22 protein-coding genes are annotated in these 22,950 nt (G+C 70.3%); 17 read left to right on the top strand and 5 right to left on the bottom strand.

All coding sequences use genetic code 11. The features are described 5' to 3' along the window. Nucleotides 1-284 precede the first annotated feature (284 nt). The 4 genes from ACWDR3_RS39020 to ACWDR3_RS39005 are packed head-to-tail and all read right to left on the bottom strand — an operon-like array spanning nt 285 to nt 3,851. Nucleotides 285-908, bottom strand: coding sequence for a response regulator (locus ACWDR3_RS39020; protein WP_450357333.1), 624 nt, complete (start codon nt 906-908; stop codon nt 285-287). Beyond that, nucleotides 905-2,104 (bottom strand): sensor histidine kinase, encoded by a 1,200-nt coding sequence (locus tag ACWDR3_RS39015; RefSeq protein WP_450357335.1) that lies wholly within the window; start codon nt 2,102-2,104, stop codon nt 905-907. Before ACWDR3_RS39015 ends, ACWDR3_RS39020 begins: the two co-directional genes overlap by 4 nt. Continuing rightward, nucleotides 2,101-2,946, bottom strand: coding sequence for an ABC transporter permease (locus ACWDR3_RS39010; protein WP_450357332.1), 846 nt, complete (start codon nt 2,944-2,946; stop codon nt 2,101-2,103). Before ACWDR3_RS39010 ends, ACWDR3_RS39015 begins: the two co-directional genes overlap by 4 nt. Further along, entirely contained in the window at nt 2,943-3,851 is a 909-nt protein-coding gene (locus ACWDR3_RS39005) for an ABC transporter ATP-binding protein (RefSeq protein WP_450357331.1), read from the bottom strand. The genes ACWDR3_RS39010 and ACWDR3_RS39005 overlap by 4 nt, the downstream gene beginning before the upstream one ends. Before the next feature lie 146 nt (nt 3,852-3,997). Between ACWDR3_RS39005 and ACWDR3_RS39000 the strand changes: the two genes are divergently transcribed. The 3 genes from ACWDR3_RS39000 (at nt 3,998) to rpsD (ending at nt 6,999) form a co-directional block, all read left to right on the top strand. Then, the gene (locus ACWDR3_RS39000) at nt 3,998-4,660 is read left to right on the top strand and encodes a vitamin K epoxide reductase family protein (protein ID WP_450357330.1); all 663 of its coding nucleotides are present in this window, start codon (nt 3,998-4,000) and stop codon (nt 4,658-4,660) included. Between the two features lie 67 nt (nt 4,661-4,727). Beyond that, complete coding sequence (locus ACWDR3_RS38995) at nt 4,728-6,083, top strand: replication-associated recombination protein A (protein WP_450357329.1); 1,356 nt, start codon at nt 4,728-4,730, stop codon at nt 6,081-6,083. Between the two features lie 301 nt (nt 6,084-6,384). After that, nucleotides 6,385-6,999, top strand: coding sequence for a 30S ribosomal protein S4 (gene rpsD, locus ACWDR3_RS38990; protein ID WP_124002842.1), 615 nt, complete (start codon nt 6,385-6,387; stop codon nt 6,997-6,999). 24 nt (nt 7,000-7,023) lie between these two features. Here rpsD and ACWDR3_RS38985 read toward each other — a convergent pair whose 3' ends face one another. Next, on the bottom strand, nt 7,024-9,177 hold the full coding sequence (locus ACWDR3_RS38985) for an ATP-binding protein (protein ID WP_450357328.1): 2,154 nt from the start codon (nt 9,175-9,177) through the stop codon (nt 7,024-7,026). A 152-nt stretch (nt 9,178-9,329) separates the two neighbouring features. On the opposite strand from ACWDR3_RS38985, the gene ACWDR3_RS38980 reads away from it, so the two are divergent. The 14 genes from ACWDR3_RS38980 (at nt 9,330) to nusB (ending at nt 22,861) form a co-directional block, all read left to right on the top strand. Beyond that, a complete protein-coding gene (locus tag ACWDR3_RS38980; protein WP_450357327.1) occupies nt 9,330-9,791 on the top strand; it encodes a DUF948 domain-containing protein in 462 nt (153 codons plus the stop codon). Between the two features lie 8 nt (nt 9,792-9,799). Then, nucleotides 9,800-10,174, top strand: coding sequence for a hypothetical protein (locus ACWDR3_RS38975; RefSeq protein WP_450357326.1), 375 nt, complete (start codon nt 9,800-9,802; stop codon nt 10,172-10,174). Beyond that, nucleotides 10,174-12,846, top strand: a complete 2,673-nt coding sequence (gene alaS, locus ACWDR3_RS38970) for an alanine--tRNA ligase (protein WP_450357325.1) — start codon at nt 10,174-10,176, stop codon at nt 12,844-12,846. The genes ACWDR3_RS38975 and alaS overlap by 1 nt, the downstream gene beginning before the upstream one ends. 13 nt (nt 12,847-12,859) lie before the next feature. After that, nucleotides 12,860-13,324, top strand: a complete 465-nt coding sequence (ruvX, locus tag ACWDR3_RS38965) for a Holliday junction resolvase RuvX (protein WP_450357324.1) — start codon at nt 12,860-12,862, stop codon at nt 13,322-13,324. A gap of 122 nt (nt 13,325-13,446) precedes the next feature. After that, nucleotides 13,447-15,210, top strand: coding sequence for an endolytic transglycosylase MltG (mltG, locus tag ACWDR3_RS38960; protein WP_450357323.1), 1,764 nt, complete (start codon nt 13,447-13,449; stop codon nt 15,208-15,210). After that, nucleotides 15,191-16,030, top strand: coding sequence for a shikimate dehydrogenase (locus ACWDR3_RS38955; protein ID WP_450357322.1), 840 nt, complete (start codon nt 15,191-15,193; stop codon nt 16,028-16,030). Before mltG ends, ACWDR3_RS38955 begins: the two co-directional genes overlap by 20 nt. Before the next feature lie 48 nt (nt 16,031-16,078). Next, nucleotides 16,079-16,426, top strand: a complete 348-nt coding sequence (locus tag ACWDR3_RS38950; protein WP_450357321.1) for a hypothetical protein — start codon at nt 16,079-16,081, stop codon at nt 16,424-16,426. Between the two features lie 160 nt (nt 16,427-16,586). Next, nucleotides 16,587-17,771, top strand: coding sequence for a chorismate synthase (gene aroC, locus ACWDR3_RS38945; protein ID WP_450357320.1), 1,185 nt, complete (start codon nt 16,587-16,589; stop codon nt 17,769-17,771). A gap of 32 nt (nt 17,772-17,803) precedes the next feature. Beyond that, nucleotides 17,804-18,286: a shikimate kinase gene (locus ACWDR3_RS38940; RefSeq protein ID WP_450357334.1), complete on the top strand. Its 483-nt coding sequence runs from the start codon at nt 17,804-17,806 to the stop codon at nt 18,284-18,286. After that, a complete protein-coding gene (aroB, locus tag ACWDR3_RS38935) occupies nt 18,283-19,374 on the top strand; it encodes a 3-dehydroquinate synthase (protein ID WP_450357319.1) in 1,092 nt (363 codons plus the stop codon). Before ACWDR3_RS38940 ends, aroB begins: the two co-directional genes overlap by 4 nt. 297 nt (nt 19,375-19,671) lie before the next feature. Beyond that, nucleotides 19,672-20,544, top strand: a complete 873-nt coding sequence (locus ACWDR3_RS38930) for a Pro-rich N-terminal domain-containing protein (protein ID WP_450357318.1) — start codon at nt 19,672-19,674, stop codon at nt 20,542-20,544. Nucleotides 20,545-20,702: 158 nt separating this feature from the next. Beyond that, a complete protein-coding gene (locus tag ACWDR3_RS38925) occupies nt 20,703-21,809 on the top strand; it encodes an aminopeptidase P family protein (protein ID WP_450357317.1) in 1,107 nt (368 codons plus the stop codon). A 48-nt stretch (nt 21,810-21,857) separates the two neighbouring features. After that, complete coding sequence (gene efp / locus ACWDR3_RS38920) at nt 21,858-22,424, top strand: elongation factor P (RefSeq protein ID WP_093831276.1); 567 nt, start codon at nt 21,858-21,860, stop codon at nt 22,422-22,424. Between the two features lie 2 nt (nt 22,425-22,426). Further along, nucleotides 22,427-22,861, top strand: a complete 435-nt coding sequence (gene nusB, locus ACWDR3_RS38915; protein ID WP_124002854.1) for a transcription antitermination factor NusB — start codon at nt 22,427-22,429, stop codon at nt 22,859-22,861. Nucleotides 22,862-22,950 lie beyond the last annotated feature (89 nt).

Genomic DNA, 22,950 nt, shown 5'->3' with positions numbered 1-22,950 from the left:
CTCGGTGGCGTCGGTGGCGGAGGGCCGCAGCACGGTCAGGACGCCGAAGGTGGTCGCGCCCGCCGTGATGGGCACGTACAGCGAGCCGAACTGGATGCTGCCGCCCCCAGACCCCCGCTTCGGCCTGAACGGCCTCGTCCTCAAACGCCGGACGGGCTGGGTGGTGCGGACCATGGTTTTCAAAGTGCCGGTCCGCACAATCCAGCCCCTCCGGCGTTTGAGGAGCGGGGTCTGGGGCGGAGCCCCAGGATGGGACGGGTAGGGGCGGCGGGGGCGAAGAAGACTCAGTCCAGCAAGCCGTGTCGCATCGCGCTCGTCACCGCCGCAGTCCGGTCGTCCACCCCCAACTTCCCGAAGACCCGCAGCAGATGGGTCTTCACCGTCGACTCCCCGATGAACAACCGCCGCCCGATCTCCGCGTTCGTACACCCCTCCGCCACCAACCGCAGCACCGAAACCTCCCGCTCGGACAGCCGCGGCCGCTCCGGCCGCCCCCGCAACCGATCCACCAACCGCGCGGCCACAGACGGCGCCAACACCGTCTCTCCCCGCGCGGCAGCGCGAACCGCCTCCGCCAGCTGAGCCCGCGGCATGTCCTTGAGCAGATAACCCGCCGCCCCGGCCTCCACCGCCCGCAGAATGTCGCGGTCCGTCTCGTACGTCGTCAGCACGATCACCCGGCACGACAACCCCGACTCACTCATCCGCACGATCGAGTCCACGCCCCCACCACCGGGCATCCGCAGATCCATCAGCACGATGTCGGGCCGGAGTTCGGCTGCCAACGCCTCCGCCTGCGGCCCGCTCGTCGCGTCCGCGACCACCTCAAGGTCCGGCTCGGCACTGAGCATCGCGCGCAGACCCTCCCGTACGACGGGATGATCGTCGGCCAGGATGATCCGGATCACGGAGCGCTCCTCGGAAGGACGACGGGCAGGACCACCGTCACCGTCGTGCCGTCGCCCGGTGAGCTGCGGATCCGGGTCTTCCCGCCGATCTCCGTCGCCCGCGCTCGCAGACCGGCCAAGCCGTAGCCCGTGCACGGAACGCCCGGGTCGAAGCCGCAGCCGTCGTCCCGGACGGACACCGTCACCGTGTCGTCGGCGTAGGTCAGTGCTACCCCCACTTCCGCCGAACTCCCCGCGTGCTTACGCGCGTTGGCCAGCGCCTCCTGGCAGGAGCGCAGGGCCACCACCTCGGGGGCGGCGGGCAACGCACGTACCGGACCGGTCACTTCGAGCGTCGCCTCGTGGCGGGCAGCGAGGCGACGCAGGGCGTCGGGGAGGGACGCGCCGGCCAGGTCGGCCGGTGCGCCGCCGGCGACCAGGGCGCGGGCCTCGGCGAGGTTCTGGCGGGCTGTCGCGTCCATCAGGGCCAAGTGGCGGCGCACCTGCGAGGGGTCGTGGTCCAGTTCCGCCTCCACCGCCTGGATCAGCATCAGCAGGCTGGTGAAGCCCTGCGCGAGCGTGTCGTGGATCTCGCGGGCCATGCGCTCGCGCTCGGCCAACGCACCGTGCGCCGCGGACAGGCGCGAGACCTCGTGGCGGCTCGCGTCCAGCTCGGCTATCAACTCGGCCCGCTCCCAGCTCTGTTCGATGATCCGGACGATCCAGCTGCCGACCACCACGGAGAAGGCGAAGGTGACCACGGCGAAGAGGGAGTTGGCGAACAGGTCCTCGGCGCTCGGGTGCCACAACAGCGCCCAACCCGCCACCGGCGCCAGGTTGATGAGCGTCACGGCCACCAGCGTCCAGCGCATCCGCAGGGTCATGAAGCACTGCGGGACGAGCGCGAACGCCATCAGCCGGGTCTCCCCGACCAGCACGGCCGACGGCAGGAACAGCGCGATCGCCCCCGCGAGATAGCGCAGCGCCTGCCGTTGGTCGGGCGGGTCCTGCTGGAGCAACGGGCGTCCCACCAGGGCGTACCAGGGCACCAGCGGTACGAGCAGCGCCGCCGCGACCGCACGGACCGGCAGGGACGGATGCGCCGCGGCCAGCACGAACGCGAGGGTGGCCGCCCAGGCGACCGCGAAGTACCCGTCCCAGAGCCGGATCGTCCGGTCCCAGGCGTGTTCGTCGCGGGCCGCGCTCGGGCCGGTCATCCGTCGCGCCGGGTCTTCCAGCGGAAGGTCAGCAGACACAGCACCAATCCTCCGACGCACCAGGCAGCGAGCACCAGCGCGATCCGCCCGAACTCCCAGCTCCCCGCCTGCTCCAGGACCTGTGCCGAGTCGGGCAGGAAGACTCCCCGCAGCCCCTGGCACAGCCACTTCAGGGGGAACAGCGCGCCGACGTTCAGCATCCAGTCCGGGATCGTGTCGATGGAGATGTACACCCCGGAGATGAACTGCAGGACCAGGAAGGGGAGTACGACTACCGAGCTGGCGCTCTTGGCCGACTTGGGCACCGAGCTGATCGCGATGCCCAGCAGCGCGCACCCCGTCAGACCGAGCACGAAGATCCACCCGAAGTCGAGCCACCTGGTCGCGCTGGAGGGCAGGTCGACGTCGTACAGGGTGGTGCCGACCAGGAGCAGGATCGCCGTCTCCAGGATGCCGGTGAACAGAACCAGCCAGATCTTGCCCAGGAAGTACGAGGCCGGCGGCATCGGCGTCCCGCGCAGCCTGCGCAGCAGCTTCTCGTCCCGTTCGACGGCGATCGAGATGCCCAGCGACTGGAAGCTCGTCGACATGATGCCGGAGGCCATCATCGCGGGGACGTACAACTGCGAGGCGGTGACGCCCGATCCGTGCACGTCGTCGTGGAAGATCGACGCGAACAGGAACAGGAACACCACCGGGAACGCGAACGTGAACACCACCTGGTCGCGCTGCCGGAAGAACTGCTTGATCTCAAGGCCGCCTCGCCTGATGCCCAGTCCCCAGGTGCCGGGCAGCCGGCCGGCGGATGCCTCGGTCCTGGTTCGTACGGCGGTCGTCGTCATCGCGTGTCCTCCTGTCCGGGAAGCCGGACTTCCTGCCCAGTGAGCCGGATTTCCTGTCCGGTCAGCCGGAGGTAGACGTCCTCCAGCGTGGGGCGGGTCACCGTGAGGCCCGGGATCTCGCCGTCGAAGCGGTGCGTGAGCGCGGCGACCGTGCGGGTGGGGGTGTCCGTGTGCTCGGTGCGCGCGGTGCCGTCCGGGTCGGTCCAGCCGACGGTCGCGCCGGTGCCGTAGTGCTCCCGCAGGGTGGCCGGCTCGCCCTCCGCGACGACCCGGCCCTCGGCGATCACCGCGAGCCGGTCGGCGAGAGCCTCCGCCTCCTCCAGGTAGTGCGTGGTGAGCAGGATGGTGGTGCCCTCGCCGGACAGCTTGCGGATCAGGTCCCAGAACTGGCGCCGGGCCGCCGGGTCGAAGCCGGTGGTCGGCTCGTCCAGGAGCAGCAGTTCGGGGTCGCCGATCACGCCCAGGGCCACGTCGAGGCGGCGGCGCTGCCCGCCGGAGAGGGCCTTGATCCGGGCGCCCGCCTTGGCCTCCAGGCCGACCAGGCCGATGACCTCCTCCGGGTCGCGCGGCCTCGGGTAGTAGTGGGCGAAGTGCCGTACGGTCTCGCGGACCGTCAACTCGGCGGGCGCGGATTCGTCCTGCCAGACGATTCCGACACGAGATCGCCACGCACGCGTGCCGCTCGCCGGGTCCGCGCCCAGCACGGACACCTCGCCGCCGTCCCGCGCGCGGTTGCCCTGGAGGATCTCCACGGTGGTGCTCTTGCCGGCGCCGTTGGGTCCCAGCAGGCCGAACACCTCGCCGCGCCGGATGCCGAGATCGATGCCGTCGACCGCGGTCACGTCCCCGTACCGCTTGCGCAGGCCTCGAACGTCCACGGCGAGTTCGTTCGCGTGTGCTGTCATGCCGTACAGCGTCGTCCGGAATCGAACGCTCAGGGACGACCGTGCGTACCTCCTTATGTCCACCGAACGGTGGACAGAGGCCTCCGTGCGGCACAATGGCACCTGCCTGAAGAAGGTCCAACTCTCAAGCAGATGGAATCGGCGTGATGAGCAAGACGACAGTCAAAGACGTCTCCACCGAGCCCGAGCCTTCCGAGGAAAGCGCCTCGGCGGGGCCGCGCACGGAGGGCGGCAGCCGTGCCCTCGCCCTGCTGCTGATCATCACCGGCGCGGCCGGTCTGCTGGCCGCGTGGGTCATCACGGTCGACAAGTTCAAGCTGCTGGAAGCCAAGGTGGCGGGCACGTCCTTCACCCCCGGCTGCAGCCTGAACCCGGTCGTCTCCTGCGGCAGCGTCATGGAGAGCAAGCAGGCGGAGGCCTTCGGCTTCCCGAACCCGATGCTCGGCCTGGTCTGCTACGGCATCGTCATCTGCGTCGGCATCAGCCTGCTCGCGCGGGCCACCTATCCGCGCTGGTACTGGCTGACCTTCAACTTCGGCACGCTCTTCGGCGTGGGCTTCTGCACCTGGCTGCAGTTCCAGTCCCTGTACCGGATCAACGCGCTGTGCCTGTGGTGCTCCCTCGCCTGGGTCGCCACGATCATCATGTTCTGGTACGTGACCTCGTTCAACATCCGCAAGGGCTTCCTGCCGAGCCCGGGCTGGCTGAAGTCGTTCTTCGGCGAGTTCACCTGGGTGCTGCCGGTCCTGCACATCGGCATCATCGGCATGCTGATCCTGACCCGCTGGTGGGACTTCTGGACCAGCTGACGGCGACGGGTACGGACCGTCCGACGGCCCGGACCCGACTGTCAGTGCGGTGAACTAGGGTTTCAGCGTGGAGCCCGACCTGTTCACCGCAGCAGCAGAAGAACGCCAGGAGAAGGACCCGACCGGCAGCCCCCTGGCGGTCCGGATGCGCCCGCGCACCCTCGACGAGGTGGTGGGCCAGCAGCACCTGCTGAAGCCGGGCTCGCCCCTGCGCCGACTGGTCGGCGAGGGCGCCGGCGGCCCGGCCGGGGCGTCGTCCGTGATCCTGTGGGGACCACCGGGCACGGGCAAGACGACCCTGGCGTACGTCGTCTCGAAGGCCACCAACAAGCGCTTCGTCGAGCTGTCGGCGATCACCGCGGGCGTCAAGGAGGTCCGCGCGGTCATCGAGGGCGCCCGCCGCGCCACCGGCGGCTACGGGAAGGAGACCGTCCTCTTCCTGGACGAGATCCACCGCTTCAGCAAGGCCCAGCAGGACTCCCTGCTCCCCGCCGTCGAGAACCGCTGGGTGACCCTGATCGCGGCGACCACGGAGAACCCGTACTTCTCGATCATCTCCCCCCTGCTCTCCCGCTCCCTGCTCCTCACCCTCGAACCCCTCACGGACGACGACCTGCGCTCCCTGCTCCGCCGCGCGCTGACCGACGAACGCGGCCTCAAGGGCGCCGTCACCCTCCCCGAAGACACCGAGGAGCACCTCCTGCGCATCGCGGGCGGCGACGCCCGACGCGCCCTGACCGCGCTGGAGGCAGCCGCCGGGGCGGCTCTCGACAAGGGCGAGGCTGAGGTCGCCCTGCAGACGCTGGAGGAGGTCGTCGACCGGGCCGCGGTGAAGTACGACCGTGACGGCGATCAGCATTACGACGTCGCCAGCGCCCTGATCAAGTCCATCCGCGGCTCGGACGTCGACGCGGCCCTGCACTACCTGGCCCGCATGATCGAGGCCGGCGAGGACCCCCGCTTCATCGCCCGCCGCCTGATGATCTCCGCGAGCGAGGACATCGGCCTCGCCGACGCCAACGCCCTGCCGACCGCCGTGGCCGCTGCCCAGGCCGTGGCGATGATCGGCTTCCCGGAGGCCGCGCTGACCCTCAGCCACGCCACCATCGCCCTCGCCCTGGCCCCCAAGTCCAACGCGGCGACCACGGCGATCGGCGCCGCCCTGGAGGACGTACGAAAAGGGCATGCGGGACCGGTGCCGATGCATCTGCGGGACGGGCACTACAAGGGCGCGGCCAAGCTCGGGCACGCGCAGGGGTACGTCTACCCGCACGACCTGCCGGAAGGCATCGCCGAGCAGCAGTACGCGCCGGAGGAGCTGAAGGACCGCGAGTACTACACCCCGACCCGGCACGGCGCGGAGGCGCGGTACGCGGACGCGGTGGAGTGGACCCGCAAGCACCTGGGTCGAAAGCGGTCCTGAGCACCCTGTAGAATCCCTCGAAGTGCCGAGTCCCGCGCAGTCAGAGCGGGACAACCGGCCGGAGACCCGGTCCCTCGTGGATCGGCTCCAGGAGCGTCGCGCACCGTTGAACGGTGTCGCGGGCAGCCCACCACCACCCGTCGCAGGACGGGACCGGTCGGTGGGCCACTCGCGTGCTGCACAGAGTGCCCAGATCAGGGGAGCGGCTGCCCACTCCGTCCGTCAGGACGAGGCGGGTTTCCCCGGCTGCGGATGCGACCTCCCACGACTCTGACAAGCCGAACACAAGAAATGAGAGACAGTGGCGAATCAGTCCCGCCCCAAGGTCAAGAAGTCGCGTGCCCTCGGCATCGCGCTGACCCCGAAGGCCGTCAAGTACTTCGAGGCCCGCCCCTACCCGCCGGGTGAGCACGGCCGTGGCCGCAAGCAGAACTCGGACTACAAGGTCCGTCTGCTGGAGAAGCAGCGTCTGCGCGCGCAGTACGACCTCTCCGAGCGCCAGCTGGTCCGTGCCTACGAGCGTGCCTCCAAGGTGCAGGGCAAGACCGGTGAGGCCCTGATCGTCGAGCTCGAGCGCCGTCTCGACGCCCTGGTCCTGCGTTCGGGCATCGCCCGCACCATCTACCAGGCCCGTCAGATGGTCGTGCACGGCCACATCGAGGTCAACGGTGGCAAGGTCGACAAGCCGTCGTTCCGTGTCCGTCCCGACGACGTCGTGATGGTCCGCGAGCGCAGCCGCGAGAAGACCCTGTTCCAGGTCGCGCGTGAGGGTGGCTTCGCCCCCGACGGCGAGACCCCCCGCTACCTCCAGGTGAACCTCCGCGCCCTGGCCTTCCGCCTGGACCGCGAGCCGAACCGCAAGGAAGTTCCGGTCATCTGCGACGAGCAGCTCGTCGTCGAGTACTACGCCCGCTGATCACCGGCAGGCGGTAGCACCACCTCAGCCCGCCGTCTCCCCGCCCTTGTGGGCGCGGGAGGCGGCGGGTTCGTGCGTCTGCACCCCCGCCGTGGCCCGCAGCACCGGCCCCCGGGGCGCGGGCAGCCCGTCCAGCGGCCGTTCCAGCGCCCGGGAGACGGCCACCTCCCGCACCAGCCGCGCCCCTTCCCGTACGCACTCCTCGTACCGTGCGTCGCCGAGGCGCTCCCGGGCCTTCGCCTCGCACAGTTCGTGCGGGGCGTTGTAGTACGCCGAGCCGAACAGCGGCAGGCCCACCGAGCGCCACATCCGTCCGGCCGCCCCCTGCAGCACCGCGGCCTCGGCCGCGTCGCCCTCCACCGCCGTGACCAGGGCGAGCAGCTCGACCGAGAGCACCGAACCGAGCAGATCGTGGAAGGCGTGGGCGCTGCCGAGGCAGTCGGTGAGCAGGGCGCGGGCCCGGGCCGTGTCGCCGTCCGCCCAGGCTGCGTACGCCAGGACGTACAGCGCGTAGGCGCGCGACCAGCGCTCGCCGTGGTCCTCGCAGACCCGGCGGACGTCCTCGCACAGGCCCACCGCGCCGGCCAGATCGCCCTGGAACGCCAGCGACATGGCCAGCTCGACCTGGCCCATCAGGACATTGCTGTTCAGCTCGCCGATCTCCTGGTAGCGGTCGAGCGCCGAGCGAAGCAGTTTCTCCGCGCGGGGCATGTCGTCCGTGACCAGGGCCAGACAGCCCGTGCGGTGTTCCGCGTACGCCACCGCCGTAGGGCTGGCGGAGAGTTCCGCCTCTTCCCGGCACTCCTGGAGGGCCGCCAGCGCGGGCACCTTGTCGCCCTGCAGGATCGCCACGTAGCCGAGCACCCACAGCGCCTTCAGGCGGGAGTCCTCGTGGCCGGAGTCCAGGCGTACGACCTGGTCCAGCCAGTGCCGGCCCTCCGAGAGGCGGCCGCAGCCGGCCCAGTAGAACCAGAGCGAGGCCGCGAGGTACTGGCCCAGGTGGGCCTCCTCCGGCTCGGTGAGGCAGTGTTCGAGGGCGCTGCGCAGATTGGGGAGCTCCGCCTCCACTCGCACGGCGACCTCCGCCTGGCGCGGCGAGAACCAGTCCAGCTCGCACCAGGTGGCCAGGCCCAGGTACCAGTCGCGGTGCCGGCGCCGCAGCCGGGCCGCGTCCCCGGTCGCCTCCAGCCAGTCCGCGCCGTAGGCCCGGACCGTGTCCAGCATGCGGTAGCGCAGACCCGAGGACGTCTCCTCGCGGACCACCACCGACTGCGCGAGCAGTTCCGAGAGCACGTCGAGGACGCCGTCGGCGACCAGGCCGTGCCCGCTGCACACGTACTCGACGGCCTCCAGGTCGAACTGGCCGGCGAAGACCGCGAGCCGCGCCCACAGCAACCGCTGCTCGGGCGTGCACAGTTCATGGCTCCAGCCGATCGCCGTCCGCAGCGTCTGATGGCGCGGGAGCGCATCCCGGCCGCCGCCGGTCAGCAGCCGGAACCGGTCGTCGAGCCGCGCCAGCAACTCCTCGGGAGGCAGTGCCCGCAGCCTTCCCGCGGCCAGCTCGATCGCCAGCGGGATGCCGTCCAGGCGCCGGCACAGCTCCCGTACCTCCGGTCCGTCCGCCGGCTCCAGCCCCTGCTGCGCGGCCCGGCGCAGGAACAGCTCCACCGCCTCGCGTTCGTCGAGGGGCGCCAGCGGGAAGACCCGCTCGCCCGCGACGGCCAGCGGCCTGCGGCCCACCGCGAGCACCCGGAGCCCGGGCACCTCGCGCAGCAACTCGGCGACCAGGCCGGCGCAGACGTCCACCAGATGCTCGAACCCGTCCAGGACCAGCAGGAGTTGACGCTCGGCGAGATGCGCCAGCAGCGTCTCGCGCGGGGGCCTGGTCGTGTGGTCGGTGAGGCCGAGGGCGTCCATCACGGAGTAGTCGACGAGATCCGGATCGCTCACCGGCGCCAGCTCGACCCGCCACACCCCATCCCGTGGCGCGCGCCGCGAGGCGGCCCGGACCGCGAGGCGCGACTTGCCGACCCCGCCGGCTCCGGTCACGGTGACCAGCCGCGTGGCGTCCAGGGACCGGGCCAGTGCGGCGAGTTCGGCCGTGCGGCCGACGAAGGCGTCGAGCTCCAGGGGCAGATTGCCGTTCACAGGGGTGCCGCCTGGCTGAGAACCTCGCATGGGACACGGAGCGTACTGAACCGTAATCACTCCGTACAATCGCTTCCCGCAACTCTTGCCCTCGCGGCCCGGAATCCGGTACAGAGCGGCATCCCCGGCGCGATAGGCTCGGTCACGACTTTCTCGATGTTCAGGCACGTTTCAGGGAGCGGGTGCACGCGGTGTCCGGTGGAGAGGTGGCCGGGATCCTGGTGGCCGTCTTCTGGGCGATCCTGGTCTCCTTCCTCGCCGTGGCGCTGGTGAGGCTGGCCCAGACGCTCAAGGCGACGACCAAGCTCGTCGCGGACGTGACCGACCAGGCCGTCCCGCTCCTGGCGGACGCCTCCTCGGCGGTGCGCTCCGCGCAGACCCAGATCGACCGGGTCGACGCGATCGCCACCGACGTCCAGGAGGTCACGTCGAACGCGTCCGCCCTGTCGACCACCGTCGCCTCCACCTTCGGCGGTCCCCTCGTCAAGGTCGCGGCCTTCGGCTACGGCGTCCGCCGTGCCCTCGGCGCCCGCCGGGACGAGGTGCCCGCGCCCGCCAAGGAGTCCCGGCGTACCGTGATCGTGGGCCGTACCGTCCCGGGCACGCGGCGGGGCAAGCGAAACCTCCGCGGAAAGAGGGACTGAGACCAGCGATGTTCCGCCGTACCTTCTGGTTCACGACCGGCGTCGCCGCCGGTGTCTGGGCCACCACCAAGGTCAACCGCAAGCTGAAGCAGCTGACCCCCGAGAACCTGGCCGCCGCGGCGGCCAACAAGGCGCTCGACGCGGGTCACCGGCTCAAGGACCGGGCGGCCGCCTTCGCGCTCGACGTCCGCGACAACATGGCCCGGCGGGAGGAAGAGCTGGGCGAGGCGCTGGGCATCAACGCGTCCCCCGAACTCCCCGCGCCCCGGCGCTACGCCGCCATCGAGAACCGCAGCGCCCCCAAGTACATCGAAGCCCCGACGTCCTCGCCGACGAACACCTCGTCGACGAAGAACCCGTACAACCGGAATGAGGACCACTGATGGAGTCGGCAGAGATCCGCCGCCGCTGGCTGAGCTTCTACGAGGAGCGCGGTCACACCGTCGTCCCTTCGGCGTCGCTCATCGCGGACGACCCGACTCTGCTCCTGGTCCCCGCCGGCATGGTCCCCTTCAAGCCGTATTTCCTCGGCGAGGTCAAGCCGCCGTGGGCGCGCGCGACCAGCGTGCAGAAGTGCGTGCGCACGCCCGACATCGAAGAGGTCGGCAAGACCACCCGGCACGGCACCTTCTTCCAGATGTGCGGCAACTTCTCCTTCGGCGACTACTTCAAGGAAGGCGCCATCAAGTACGCCTGGGAGCTGCTCACCAGCCCCCAGGACAAGGGTGGTTACGGCCTTGAGCCGGAGAAGCTCTGGATCACCGTCTACAAGGACGACGACGAGGCCGAGCGCATCTGGCACGAGATCGTCGGCGTGCCCAAGGAGCGCATCCAGCGCCTGGGCATGAAGGACAACTACTGGTCCATGGGCGTCCCCGGCCCCTGCGGCCCCTGCTCCGAGATCAACTACGACCGCGGCCCCGAGTTCGGCGCCGAGGGCGGTCCCGCCGTCAACGACGAGCGGTACGTGGAGATCTGGAACCTCGTCTTCATGCAGTACGAGCGCGGCGAGGGCATCGGCAAGGACAACTTCGAGATCCTCGGCGAACTCCCCAGCAAGAACATCGACACGGGCCTCGGCCTGGAGCGCCTCGCCATGATTCTGCAGGGCGTGCAGAACATGTACGAGATCGACACCTCCATGGCGGTCATCAAGAAGGCCACCGAGCTGACCGGCGTCGAGTACGGCGCCGCGCACGACTCCGACGTCTCCCTGCGCGTGGTCACCGACCACATGCGGACGTCCGTGATGCTCATCGGCGACGGCGTGACCCCCGGCAACGAGGGCCGCGGCTATGTGCTGCGCCGCATCATGCGCCGTGCCGTCCGCAACATGCGCCTGCTGGGCGCCACCGGCCCGGTCGTCCTCGACCTGATCGACACCGTGATCGGGATGATGGGTCAGCAGTACCCGGAGCTGGTCACCGACCGCGAGCGCATCGAGAAGGTCGCCGTCGCCGAGGAGAACGCCTTCCTCAAGACGCTGAAGGCCGGCACCAACATCCTCGACACCGCGGTCAGCGAGACCAAGGCGGGCGGTGGCACGGTCCTCGCCGGCGACAAGGCGTTCCTGCTCCACGACACCTGGGGCTTCCCCATCGACCTCACCCTCGAAATGGCCGCCGAACAGGGCCTTTCGGTGGACGAGGACGGCTTCCGCCGCCTGATGAAGGAGCAGCGGGAGCGCGCCAAGGCCGACGCCCAGGGCAAGAAGACGGGCCACGCCGGCACCGGCGCGTACCGGGCGATCGCCGACGCCGCCGGGGCCACCGACTTCATCGGGTACACCGAGACCGAGAGCGAGACCACCGTCGTCGGCATCCTCGTCGACGGCGTCTCCTCGCCGGCCGCCACCGAGGGCGACGAGGTCGAGATCGTCCTGGACCGCACCCCCTTCTACGCCGAGGGCGGCGGGCAGATCGGCGACACCGGCCGCATCAAGGTCGACACCGGTGCCGTCATCGAGATCCGCGACACCCAGAAGCCGGTCCCGGGCGTCTACGTCCACAAGGGCGTCGTCCAGGTCGGCGAAGTCACCGTCGGCGCCAAGGCGTTGGCCTCGATCGACGGCCGTCGGCGCACGGCCATCGCCCGCGCCCACTCGGCCACGCACCTCACCCACCAGGCGCTGCGTGACGCGCTGGGCCCGACGGCCGCGCAGGCCGGTTCCGAGAACCAGCCCGGCCGTTTCCGCTTCGACTTCGGTTCGCCGTCCGCCGTTCCGACGGCCGTGATGACCGACGTCGAGCAGAAGATCAACGAGGTGCTCGCCCGCGACCTGGACGTGCGTGCCGAGGTCATGGGCATCGACCAGGCCAAGAAGGAAGGCGCCATCGCCGAGTTCGGCGAGAAGTACGGCGAGCGGGTCCGGGTCGTGACCATCGGCGACTTCTCCAAGGAGCTGTGCGGCGGCACGCACGTGCACAACACCGCCCAGCTCGGCCTGGTGAAGCTGCTCGGCGAGTCGTCGATCGGCTCGGGTGTCCGCCGTATCGAAGCGCTCGTCGGTGTCGACGCCTACAACTTCCTCGCCCGCGAGCACACGGTCGTCGCCCAGCTCCAGGAGCTGATCAAGGGGCGTCCCGAGGAGCTGCCGGAGAAGGTCTCCGCGATGCTCGGCAAGCTGAAGGACGCCGAGAAGGAGATCGAGAAGTTCCGCGCCGAGAAGGTGCTCCAGGCCGCCGCCGGGCTCGTCGAGTCGGCCAAGGACGTGCAGGGTGTCGCGGTCGTGACCGGGCAGGTCCCGGACGGCACGACCCCGGACGACCTGCGCCGGCTGGTGCTCGACGTGCGTGGTCGCATCCAGGGCGGCCGGGCCGCCGTGGTCGCGCTCTTCACGGTCAACAACGGCAAGCCGCTCACGGTCATCGCCACGAACGACGGCGCCCGGGACCGCGGCCTCAAGGCCGGCGAGCTGGTCCGCGCGGCCGCCAAGACCCTCGGCGGCGGTGGCGGCGGCAAGCCGGACGTCGCCCAGGGCGGCGGCCAGAACCCGGCCGCGGTCGGCGAGGCCATCGACTCCGTCGAGCGACTCGTCGCCGAGACGGCGAAGTAGAAGTGGCTCGACGATGAGAAGAGGACGTCGGCTCGCGATCGACGTCGGGGACGCCCGCATCGGGGTCGCCTCGTGCGACCCCGACGGGATCCTCGCCACTCCGGTGGAGACGGTCCCCGGACGGGACATCCTCGCGGCCCATCGCCGGCTGCGGGAACTCGTCGCGGAGTACGAGCCGATCGAGGTCGTCGTCGGTCTGCCCCGCTCCCTCAAGGGGGGCGAGGGACCGGCCGCGGCAAAGGTCCGCACCTTCACCCAGGAGCTGGCCAAGGGGATCGCACCGATCCCCGTCCGGCTGGTCGACGAGCGGATGACCACGGTGACGGCCAGTCAGGGGCTGCGCGCCTCCGGGGTGAAGGCCAAAAAGGGACGCTCCGTCATCGATCAGGCCGCCGCTGTGATTATTTTGCAGCAAGCACTTGAATCCGAACGGGTGTCAGGTAAAGCACCCGGCGAAGGCGTCGAAGTGGTCATCTGATCGCGATACGGTAACGTTCCGCGCGATGCGATGGTTTTCGAACAGCCACCGCACAGCAAGAGGCGAAACGGAATCCGGCCCACCAGCCGCGTGCCGCGCCGTCCGTCGGCTCTAGGGGATCGATGACTGAGTATGGCCGGGGTCACGGCTCCGAACCGTGGCATCCCGAGGACCCGTTGTTCGGGGACGGTGGATGGGAGGGACAGCAGGCCCAGCAGGGTCAGCAGTCCTACGGTGGCCAGCCGCAGCATTATTCGGACCAGCAGCAGCCCCAACAGCAGCAGTACGGCGAGTGGGGCGACGGCGGGCAGAACGCCTACGGTCAGGCGCAGCAGCAGTACCCCCAGTACGACCAGCAGCAATACGACCAACAGCAGTACGCCCAGCAGCAGTACGAACAGCAGTACGGCGTCCAGGGGCAGCAGCAGAACTACGCGGGTCACACCCAGCAGCCCTACGACAACAACGGCCAGCCCCAGCAGCAGCCCTACGACAACGGAGCCTGGGGTTCCGGCACGCACGTCCAGTACACCGACCCCTCGGACCCCTACGGCCAGCAGGCCGCCGCGTACGGGGGCGAGCAGCCCGACTACTACGGCACGCCGGACGCGTACCCGCCGCCGGAGCCGCCCAGCCGCAGGCAGCCCGAGCCGGAGCCGAAACCCGACTGGGATCCCGGACCCGACCAAGGCGAGCACGCCTTCTTCGCGGGCGGCGGTGGCGACGATGACGAGGACGAGCCCGACGACGAGGCCGACAGTCGCCGCGGCCGGGGCGAGCGGAAGGGCAAGGACGGCAAGGGCAAGAAGCGCCGCAGCGGCTGCGCCTGCCTGGTGGTCGTCCTGGTGTTCGGCGGCGGAATCGGCGGTGTCGGCTACTTCGGGTACCAGTTCTACCAAAATCGTTTCGGCTCGGCGCCGGACTACGCGGGTGACGGCACCAGCAAGACGGTGAGCGTCGAGATCCCGAAAGGTGCGGGCGGTTACGAGATCGGCAGGCGGCTGAAGGAGGCGGGTGTCGTCAAGAGCGTCGACGCGTTCGTCGCCGCCCAGTCGCAGAACCCCGACGGAAAAACGATTCAGGCAGGCGCCTATCTCCTGAAGACGGAGATGTCCGGCGAGAGCGCCGTCGCGATGATGCTCGATCCCAAGAGCCAGAACAACGTGATGGTCACTCCGGGCCAGCGCAATGTCAGCGTGTACAAGGCGATCGACGCGAAACTCGACCTCTCCGCCGGTGCCACCAGGAAGATCGCGAAAGAGAAATACAAGACCCTCGGTCTGCCGAGCTGGGCCAACGACAACAAGGAGATCAAGGACCCGCTGGAGGGCTTCCTCTACCCGGGCACCTATCCCGCCGCGAAGGGCATGAAGCCCGAGGCGGTCCTCAAGTCGATGGTCAGTGACGCCGCCAAGGCCTACGCCAAGTACGACCTGGAGGCGAAGGCCAAGGAACTCAAGCTGGACAGCCCGTTGCAGGTCATCACGGTCGCGAGCCTCGTACAGGCCGAGGGGAAGACCGAGGACGACTACCGCAAGATGGCGGAAGTGGTCTACAACCGGCTCAACCTGGCGAACCCCGAGACCTACGGCCTGCTGCAGTTCGACTCGACCTTCAATTACCTGAAGGGTCAGAGCAACATCAACATCAGCGAGTCGGAGATCAACAAGAACCAGGACCCGTACAACACGTACACGCAGAAGGGCCTGCCGCCCGGCCCGATCGACAATCCGGGCGACATCGCGCTGAAGGCGGCGCTGAATCCGACGGACGACGGCTGGTTCTACTTCGTCGCGACCGACGGTGTGAACAAGACCGAATTCGCCAAGACGCACGCCGAATTCCTGAAGCTCAAGGAAAAGTTCAATGAGGCCACGGGCAGCTGACTCCCGTCGGGCAGCAGTACTGGGCAAGCCCATCGCCCATTCCCTCTCGCCGGTGCTGCACCGCGCCGCCTATCAGGAATTGGGGCTCGCGGACTGGTCCTACGACCGGTTCGAGGTCGACGAGGCCGCACTGCCCCGTTTCTTCGAGAAAATCGGGCCGGAATGGGCCGGGTTGTCGCTGACCATGCCGCTCAAGCGGGCCGTCATACCCCTGCTCGACGAGATCAGCGAGACGGCCGCCTCGGTCGACGCGGTCAACACCGTCGTGTTCACGCAGGACGGTCGCACCCGCGGCGACAACACCGACATCCCCGGCATCGTCGCCGCCCTGCGCGAGCACGGCATCGAACAGGTCGACTCGGCCGCGATCCTCGGCGCCGGCGCCACCGCCTCCTCCGCCCTCGCCGCCCTGGCCCGCGTCTGCACCGGCGACGTCGTCGTCTATGTCCGCAGCGAGGCCCGCGCCGCCGAGATGCGGGAGTGGGGCGAGCGGCTCGACGTCGAGGTGCGCATCGCGGACTGGGCGGACGCGGCCGAGGCCCTGCGCGCGCCCCTCGTCATCGCCACCACCCCGGCCGGCACCACGGACGAGCTCTCTGCCGCCGTCCCCGAGCGGCCCGCCACCCTCTTCGACGTGCTCTACGACCCGTGGCCGACCGCACTCGCGGCCCGCTGGTCGGCGTACGGCGGTGCCGTCGTCAGCGGGCTCGACCTGCTGGTCCACCAGGCCGTGCTCCAGGTCGAGCAGATGACGGGACGCGTGCCGGCACCCCTCGATGCCATGCGAAAAGCGGGCGAACACGCACTCGAATCCCGCTAGGATTCGCCTGTTCCGCAGGGGGCGGAACGGAATTCGGGGGAGTGGGTCATGGCCACAGGTGTGCCGCTGGCGTCCGGCAAGAGCGAGATCTTCGAGGCCGTCCTGAAGTTCATGCCGGACTGGGTCCAGATCACCGTCCTCAGCCTCATCGTGCTCGCCGTCGTCGCGTCCTGGGTGCTGAAGCTGGTCGCGAAGATCAAGTACCGGCGTGCCGTGCGCAACGGAGTGCCGGTGCACGCGGCCGCGCAGTACGGACAGGGCCGCGGCGCGGACTACCTGGGGGCGTACGCGCCGCAGCAGGCGCCGAGCGGCCAGAGCGCGCTGAGCCAGGGGAGCGGCGCCGACCACCTGGGCGTCTACGCTCCGCAGCCGCGTCAGCAGGACGCCTCCTCCTGACACTCCCGCCGTCCGTCTGCTGGACCGGCGGGCGGGCCCGGCGCCCGGACGTGGGAGGATCGGGGTGGCGGGCCAGGGCCGCGCACCTGGTCGGGCCGTCGTCGTACGCGAGGACGCGCGTACGCAGGCAGTACCAGGGCGCGAGCACTGAGGAGCATCGTTGAGCAGGCTGCGTTGGCTGACCGCGGGAGAGTCCCACGGTCCCGCACTTGTCGCGACGCTGGAGGGCCTTCCCGCCGGCGTGCCGATCACCACCGACATGGTCGCCGACCACCTGGCCCGGCGTCGGCTCGGCTACGGCCGCGGTGCCCGTATGAAGTTCGAGCGCGACGAGGTCACCTTCCTCGGCGGCGTCCGGCACGGTCTCACGCTCGGCTCCCCGGTCGCGATCATGGTGGGCAACACCGAGTGGCCCAAGTGGGAGCAGGTCATGGCGGCCGACCCGGTCGACCCGGAGATCCTGGCGGGGCTGGCGCGCAACGCGCCGCTGACCCGGCCGCGGCCCGGCCACGCCGACCTCGCGGGCATGCAGAAGTACGGCTTCGACGAGGCCCGGCCGATCCTGGAGCGCGCGTCGGCCCGGGAGACCGCGGCCCGGGTGGCGCTGGGCGCCGTGGCCCGCTCGTACCTCAAGGAGACGGCCGGCATCGAGATCGTCTCGCACGTGGTCGAACTGGCCGCCGCGAAGGCCCCGCAGGGCGTCCTGCCCACGCCGGCCGACGTCGAGAAGCTGGACGCGGACCCCGTGCGCTGCCTGGACGCGGACGCGTCGAAGGCGATGGTCGCCGAGATCGACCAGGCCCACAAGGACGGCGACACCCTCGGCGGTGTGGTCGAGATCCTGGCCTACGGCGTGCCGGTGGGCCTCGGCTCGCACGTCCACTGGGACCGCAAGCTGGACGCCCGTCTCGCCGGTGCCCTCATGGGCATCCAGGCCATCAAGGGCGTCGAGATCGGCGACGGCTTCGAGCTGGCGCGGGTGCCCGGCTCGCAGGCGCACGACGAGATCGTGAAGACCGACGAGGGCATCCGCCGGGTCTCGGGCCGCTCCGGCGGCACCGAGGGCGGCCTCTCCACCGGTGAACTGCTCCGCGTACGCGCCGCGATGAAGCCCATCGCCACCGTGCCGCACGCCCTGCGGACCGTCGACGTGGTCACCGGCGAGGCCACGCAGGCCCACCACCAGCGGTCCGACGTGTCCGCGGTACCGGCCGCCGGCATCGTCGCGGAGGCGATGGTCGCGCTCGTCCTCGCGGACGCGGTCGCGGAGAAGTTCGGCGGCGACTCGGTCCCCGAGACCCGCCGCAATGTGCGCTCCTACCTAGAGCACCTGGCCATCCGGTGAGCCCCGCACCCGTGGTCGTGCTGGTGGGCCCGATGGGGGTCGGCAAGTCGACCGTCGGACAGCTGCTGGCCGAGCGCCTCGGCGTCGGCTACCGCGACACCGACGAGGACATCGTCGCCGAGCAGGGCCGGACCATCGCCGAGATCTTCGTCGACGGGGGCGAGCCCGCCTTCCGGGCGATCGAGAAGGAGGCGGTGCGCCGGGCACTCGCCGAGCACGACGGCGTCCTCGCCCTGGGCGGCGGCTCGGTCCTCGACGAGGACACCCGCGCCCTGCTGGCCGGACAGCGGGTCGTCTACCTCTCGATGGACGTAGAGGAAGCCGTCAAGCGCACCGGCCTGAACGTCGCCCGCCCGCTCCTCATGATCAACCCGCGCAAGCAGTGGCGCGAACTCATGGAGGTCAGGCGGCACTTGTACGAGGAGATCGCCACCGCGGTCGTGGCCACCGACGGCCGTACGCCCGAAGAGGTCACCCAAGTCGCCCTGGACGCACTGGAGTTGAAGGAAGCATGAGCGAGGCAGTGACCCGGATCCAGGTCGGCGGCACAGCGGGCAACGAACCGTACGAGGTCCTGGTGGGCCGTCAACTCCTGGGCGAGCTGGCCGGGTTGATCGGCGAGAAGGCCAAGCGGGTCGCCGTCGTGCACCCCGAGGCGCTCGCCGAGACCGGTGAGGCGCTCCGTGCCGACCTGGCCGAGCAGGGCTTCGAGGCCGTCGCCATCCAGGTGCCGAACGCGGAGGAGGCCAAGACCGCCGAGGTCGCCGCCTACTGCTGGAAGGCGCTCGGCCAGTCCGGCTTCACCCGCTCCGACGTCATCGTCGGCGTGGGCGGCGGGGCCAGCACCGACCTCGCCGGGTTCGTCGCCGCGACCTGGCTGCGCGGGGTGCGCTGGATCGCCGTACCGACCACCGTACTGGCCATGGTGGACGCGGCCGTCGGCGGCAAGACCGGCATCAACACCACCGAGGGCAAGAACCTCGTCGGCGCCTTCCATCCGCCGGCCGGCGTGCTGTGCGACCTGGCCGCGCTGGACTCCCTGCCGGTCAACGACTACGTCTCCGGGCTCGCCGAGATCATCAAGGCGGGCTTCATCGCCGACCCGGTGATCCTGGACCTCATCGAGGAGGACCCCGAGGCGGCCCGCACGCCCGCGGGTCCGCACACGGCCGAGCTGATCGAGCGCTCCATCCGGGTCAAGGCCGAGGTGGTCTCCTCGGACCTCAAGGAAGCCGGCCTGCGCGAGATCCTCAACTACGGCCACACGCTGGGCCACGCGATCGAGAAGAACGAGCGCTACAAGTGGCGGCACGGCGCGGCCGTCTCGGTCGGCCTGCACTTCGCCGCCGAACTCGGCCGTCTGGCGGGCCGGTTGGACGACGCGACGGCCGACCGCCACCGTACGGTCCTCGAATCGGTCGGCCTGCCGCTGCACTACCGCTACGACCAGTGGCCCAAGCTCCTGGAGAACATGCGGGTCGACAAGAAGTCCCGCGGCGACCTGCTCCGCTTCATCGTCCTGGACGGCCTCGCCAAGCCGACCGTCCTGGAGGGCCCGGACCCGGCCGTACTGCTCGCCGCGTACGGCGAGGTGGGCGAGTAGGTCCACTGGTGCGCCGTCCGTCCGAAATGCCGATCTGCCCTTGTGGGCACGGGCACTTCGGACCGCCCCCGGCCGTTCACCAAACGGCGGCCGGGGAAGGTACCGTTCGGTAGGGAGTGGGGCCAGCCCCCTCGCCAGCGCCAATTGCCTGCGGCGAGTGAGCCGAAGGGGCGCGTCGGTGTCGAGAGGTCGAGCGCGCGGAGGCCCGAAGGGCTGAGCACGGTCGGCCTGTTGTCACCGGCTGCAGCGCCCCGGCGGTGAACCGAGCCCAAAAAGAGTGAGACGGAGTGGCACCGGATGCAGCACGCAGTGGGTTCTCCGCTGCCGCCGCCCCATCAGCCGGGGCACGGACCGGCCGCCGGCTGGTCGCCGGCCGCGCACCACCCGGGTCACCCGGGCCCGCCCCAGGGCTCGGCCCCCGTGCCGCCACCGCCTCAAGCCCCGGGCTATCCCGGAGCCCCTCCGGCCATGGCCCCGCCGCCCGCACCACCCCAGGTCCCGACTCCACCGCCCCCCGTCCCGGACACCACCGGCCATGTCCCGCTGCCGCCGGGCGGCCCGGTCGCCATGCCAAGCGTCCCGCCGACTGCCACGGCCGGCGCGGACCCGGCGTCCACGACCCTCGCCGTCCTGCTGATCGGCCCCGCGGGCGCCGGCAAGACGAGCGTCGCCAAGTACTGGGCGGACCACCGCCGGGTCCCCACGGCCCACATCAGCCTCGACGACGTACGCGAATGGGTCCGCGCCGGCTTCGCCGACCCCCAGTCCGGCTGGAACGACCACTCCGAGGCCCAGTACCGCCTCGCCCGCCGCACCTGCGGCTTCGCCGCGCGCAACTTCCTCGCCAACGGCATCTCCTGCATCCTCGACGACGCGGTCTTCCCCGACCGCCCGGTCGTCGGCCTCGGCGGTTGGAAGCGCCACGTGGGCCCCGGCCTCCTCCCCGTGGTCCTCCTCCCCGGCCTCGAAGTCGTCCTGGAACGCAACGCCGAACGAGCGGGCAACCGCCGCCTCACCGACGAGGAGGTCGCCCGCATCCACGGCCGCATGGCGGGCTGGTACGGCTCGGGCCTCCCCATCATCGACAACTCCCAGCTGGACGTGGCCCAAACGGCGGCAGTACTGAACGACGTCCTGGCAAGATCAATAGCCAGCCCCCCGAACTGGTAATCGCCGGTTCGTGTATGTCCCTAAGGGGCGCGGGGAACTGCGCGACAAGCCCCCACCGGCGGTCAGCCGGGACACAACCGTCACCACCCCCCCCCCGCGTCCCCCGAACGGCACCCTCCCAACCGGCACAAATCACCCACCCCTCCTACGCTCATCTCATGTCAGAGATGTACGCGATCCGCCGAACCCGGCTCAGGGAACAATGCAACGCCGCCGGCAACACGGCCGCGCTCGTCTCCCGCCCGGCCAACGTCCGCTACCTGGCCGGCGCATCCCCCCAAGGCGCCGTCCTGCTCCTGGGCAAAACCGAGGACCTCCTCCTCTGCACCGGCCCCCCGGACGAAAGACCCACGGACGGCCGCCCCGACGACACGATCCGCGTACAGAGCCTCCCGGGCAGCGCAGGCGACCCGGCCGTCGCGGCCGCAGGCCTCGCCGCAGCCCAGGGCGCGGAATCCCTGGCCGTCGAGGAACACCACCTCACCGTCGCCAGACACCGAGAGATCCGCTCAGTAGCCCCCCGCATCCGCGTCGCAGACCTAGGCGGGGCAGTAGAACAGCTCCGAGTCGTCAAGGACGAGGAAGAGATCTCCTGCCTCCGCATCGGCGCGGAGATCGCCGACCAGGCCCTGGGCGAACTCCTGGAGTCCATCCTCGTAGGCCGCACCGAACGCCACCTCGCCCTGGAGCTGGAGCGCCGTCTGGTCGACCACGGCGCCGACGGCCCCGCCTTCGCCACCTCCGTCGCGACCGGCCCCAACGCCGGCCGGCGCGCGCACCTGCCCACCGACCGCCGCGTCGAGGAGGGCGATTTCCTCTCCGTCTGCCTCGGCGCGAGGTACCGCGGCTACCGCTGCGAGATCGGCCGTACGTTCGTCATCGGGACCTCGCCCGCCGACTGGCAGATCGAGCTCTACGACCTCGTCTTCGCCGCCCAGCGGGCCGGCCGCGAGGCTCTGGCGCCCGGTGCCGCCTACCGCGATGTGGACCGGGCCGCGCGCCAGGTACTCGATTCCGCGGGGCATGCGGAGAGGCTGTCGGCGCTGATGGGGCACGGGGTGGGGCTCGAAATCGACGAGGAGCCGCAGTTGGCCCCTGCGGCCATGGGTAAACTGGACGCTTGCGTGCCGGTCACCGTCGAACCGGGGGTCCACCTCCCGGGCCGGGGCGGTGTCCGGATCGATGACACGCTCGTCGTCCGCCCCGAGGCGGACGGCGGACCCGAGCTACTCACCATCACGACCAAGGAGCTCCTAGCGCTGTAACGCGCGTGCCCCGTGGTCGTCCACGTCAGTCCAGGAGATTCCGCAACCGTGGCTTCCACGAACGACCTCAAGAACGGCCTGGTGCTCAAGCTCGACGGAGGCCAGCTCTGGTCCGTCGTCGAGTTCCAGCACGTCAAGCCCGGCAAGGGCCCTGCCTTCGTGCGCACCAAGCTCAAGAACGTGCTCTCCGGCAAGGTCGTCGACAAGACGTTCAACGCCGGCGTCAAGGTCGAGACGGCCACTGTCGACAAGCGCGACATGCAGTTCTCGTACATGGACGGCGAGTACTTCGTCTTCATGGACATGGAGACCTACGACCAGCTCATGGTCGACCGCAAGGCCGTCGGCGACGCCGCCAACTTCCTGATCGAGGGCTTCACGGCCACCGTGGCGCAGCACGAGGGCGAGGTGCTCTTCGTCGAGCTGCCGGCCGCCGTCGAGCTGGTCGTCCAGGAGACCGAGCCGGGCGTCCAGGGCGACCGCTCCACCGGCGGCACCAAGCCCGCCACGCTGGAGACCGGCCACCAGATCCAGGTCCCGCTCTTCATCACCACCGGCGAGAAGATCAAGGTCGACACCCGCACGAGCGACTACCTCGGCCGGGTGAACAGCTAACCGTGGCTGCCCGCAACACGGCCCGCAAGCGCGCCTTCCAGATCCTCTTCGAGGGCGACCAGCGCGGCGCCGACGTCCTGACGGTCCTCGCGGACTGGATCCGACTCTCCCGGGACGACACCCGGCAGCCGCCGGTGAGCGAGTACACGATGCAGCTCGTCGAGGGCTACGCCCAGCACGAGCGGCGTATCGACGATCTGATCGCCCAGTACTCGGTCGGCTGGACGCTCGACCGGATGCCGGTCGTGGACCGCAACATCCTGCGGCTGGGCGCGTACGAGCTGATCTGGGTCGACGAGACCCCGGACGCCGTCGTCCTCGACGAGATGGTGCAGCTGGCGAAGGAGTTCTCGACGGACGATTCGCCCGCGTTCGTCAACGGGCTGCTGGCTCGCTTCAAGGACCTGAAGCCCTCGTTGCGCCGGGACGAGGAGTAGGCCTTCCGGTATCCAGACGCTGGAGGAGGCCCGGGACACCGCGGAGCTGCCGGAGGCGTCGGGCGAGGCGATCGCCCGTGAGTTCGAGC

This window comes from Streptomyces sp. NPDC001002, from assembly GCF_053599215.1.
The sequence above is the reverse complement of the archived record's forward strand: the minus strand, read 5'-3'. Positions and strand labels throughout refer to the sequence as shown.

Excerpts from the sequence above, each read along its gene's own strand:
- ACWDR3_RS39015 (WP_450357335.1), bottom strand. The coding sequence starts at position 2,104 with ATGACCGGCCCGAGCGCGGCCCGCGACGAACACGCCTGGGACCGGACG.
- ACWDR3_RS39010 (WP_450357332.1), bottom strand. The coding sequence starts at position 2,946 with ATGACGACGACCGCCGTACGAACCAGGACCGAGGCATCCGCCGGCCGG.
- ACWDR3_RS39005 (WP_450357331.1), bottom strand. The coding sequence starts at position 3,851 with ATGACAGCACACGCGAACGAACTCGCCGTGGACGTTCGAGGCCTGCGC.
- ACWDR3_RS39000 (WP_450357330.1), top strand. The coding sequence starts at position 3,998 with ATGAGCAAGACGACAGTCAAAGACGTCTCCACCGAGCCCGAGCCTTCC.
- ACWDR3_RS38985 (WP_450357328.1), bottom strand. The coding sequence starts at position 9,177 with ATGCGAGGTTCTCAGCCAGGCGGCACCCCTGTGAACGGCAATCTGCCC.
- ACWDR3_RS38975 (WP_450357326.1), top strand. The coding sequence starts at position 9,800 with ATGTTCCGCCGTACCTTCTGGTTCACGACCGGCGTCGCCGCCGGTGTC.
- alaS (WP_450357325.1), top strand. The coding sequence starts at position 10,174 with ATGGAGTCGGCAGAGATCCGCCGCCGCTGGCTGAGCTTCTACGAGGAG.
- ruvX (WP_450357324.1), top strand. The coding sequence starts at position 12,860 with ATGAGAAGAGGACGTCGGCTCGCGATCGACGTCGGGGACGCCCGCATC.
- mltG (WP_450357323.1), top strand. The coding sequence starts at position 13,447 with ATGACTGAGTATGGCCGGGGTCACGGCTCCGAACCGTGGCATCCCGAG.
- ACWDR3_RS38955 (WP_450357322.1), top strand. The coding sequence starts at position 15,191 with ATGAGGCCACGGGCAGCTGACTCCCGTCGGGCAGCAGTACTGGGCAAG.
- ACWDR3_RS38950 (WP_450357321.1), top strand. The coding sequence starts at position 16,079 with ATGGCCACAGGTGTGCCGCTGGCGTCCGGCAAGAGCGAGATCTTCGAG.
- ACWDR3_RS38940 (WP_450357334.1), top strand. The coding sequence starts at position 17,804 with ATGGGGGTCGGCAAGTCGACCGTCGGACAGCTGCTGGCCGAGCGCCTC.
- aroB (WP_450357319.1), top strand. The coding sequence starts at position 18,283 with ATGAGCGAGGCAGTGACCCGGATCCAGGTCGGCGGCACAGCGGGCAAC.
- ACWDR3_RS38930 (WP_450357318.1), top strand. The coding sequence starts at position 19,672 with ATGCAGCACGCAGTGGGTTCTCCGCTGCCGCCGCCCCATCAGCCGGGG.
- ACWDR3_RS38925 (WP_450357317.1), top strand. The coding sequence starts at position 20,703 with ATGTCAGAGATGTACGCGATCCGCCGAACCCGGCTCAGGGAACAATGC.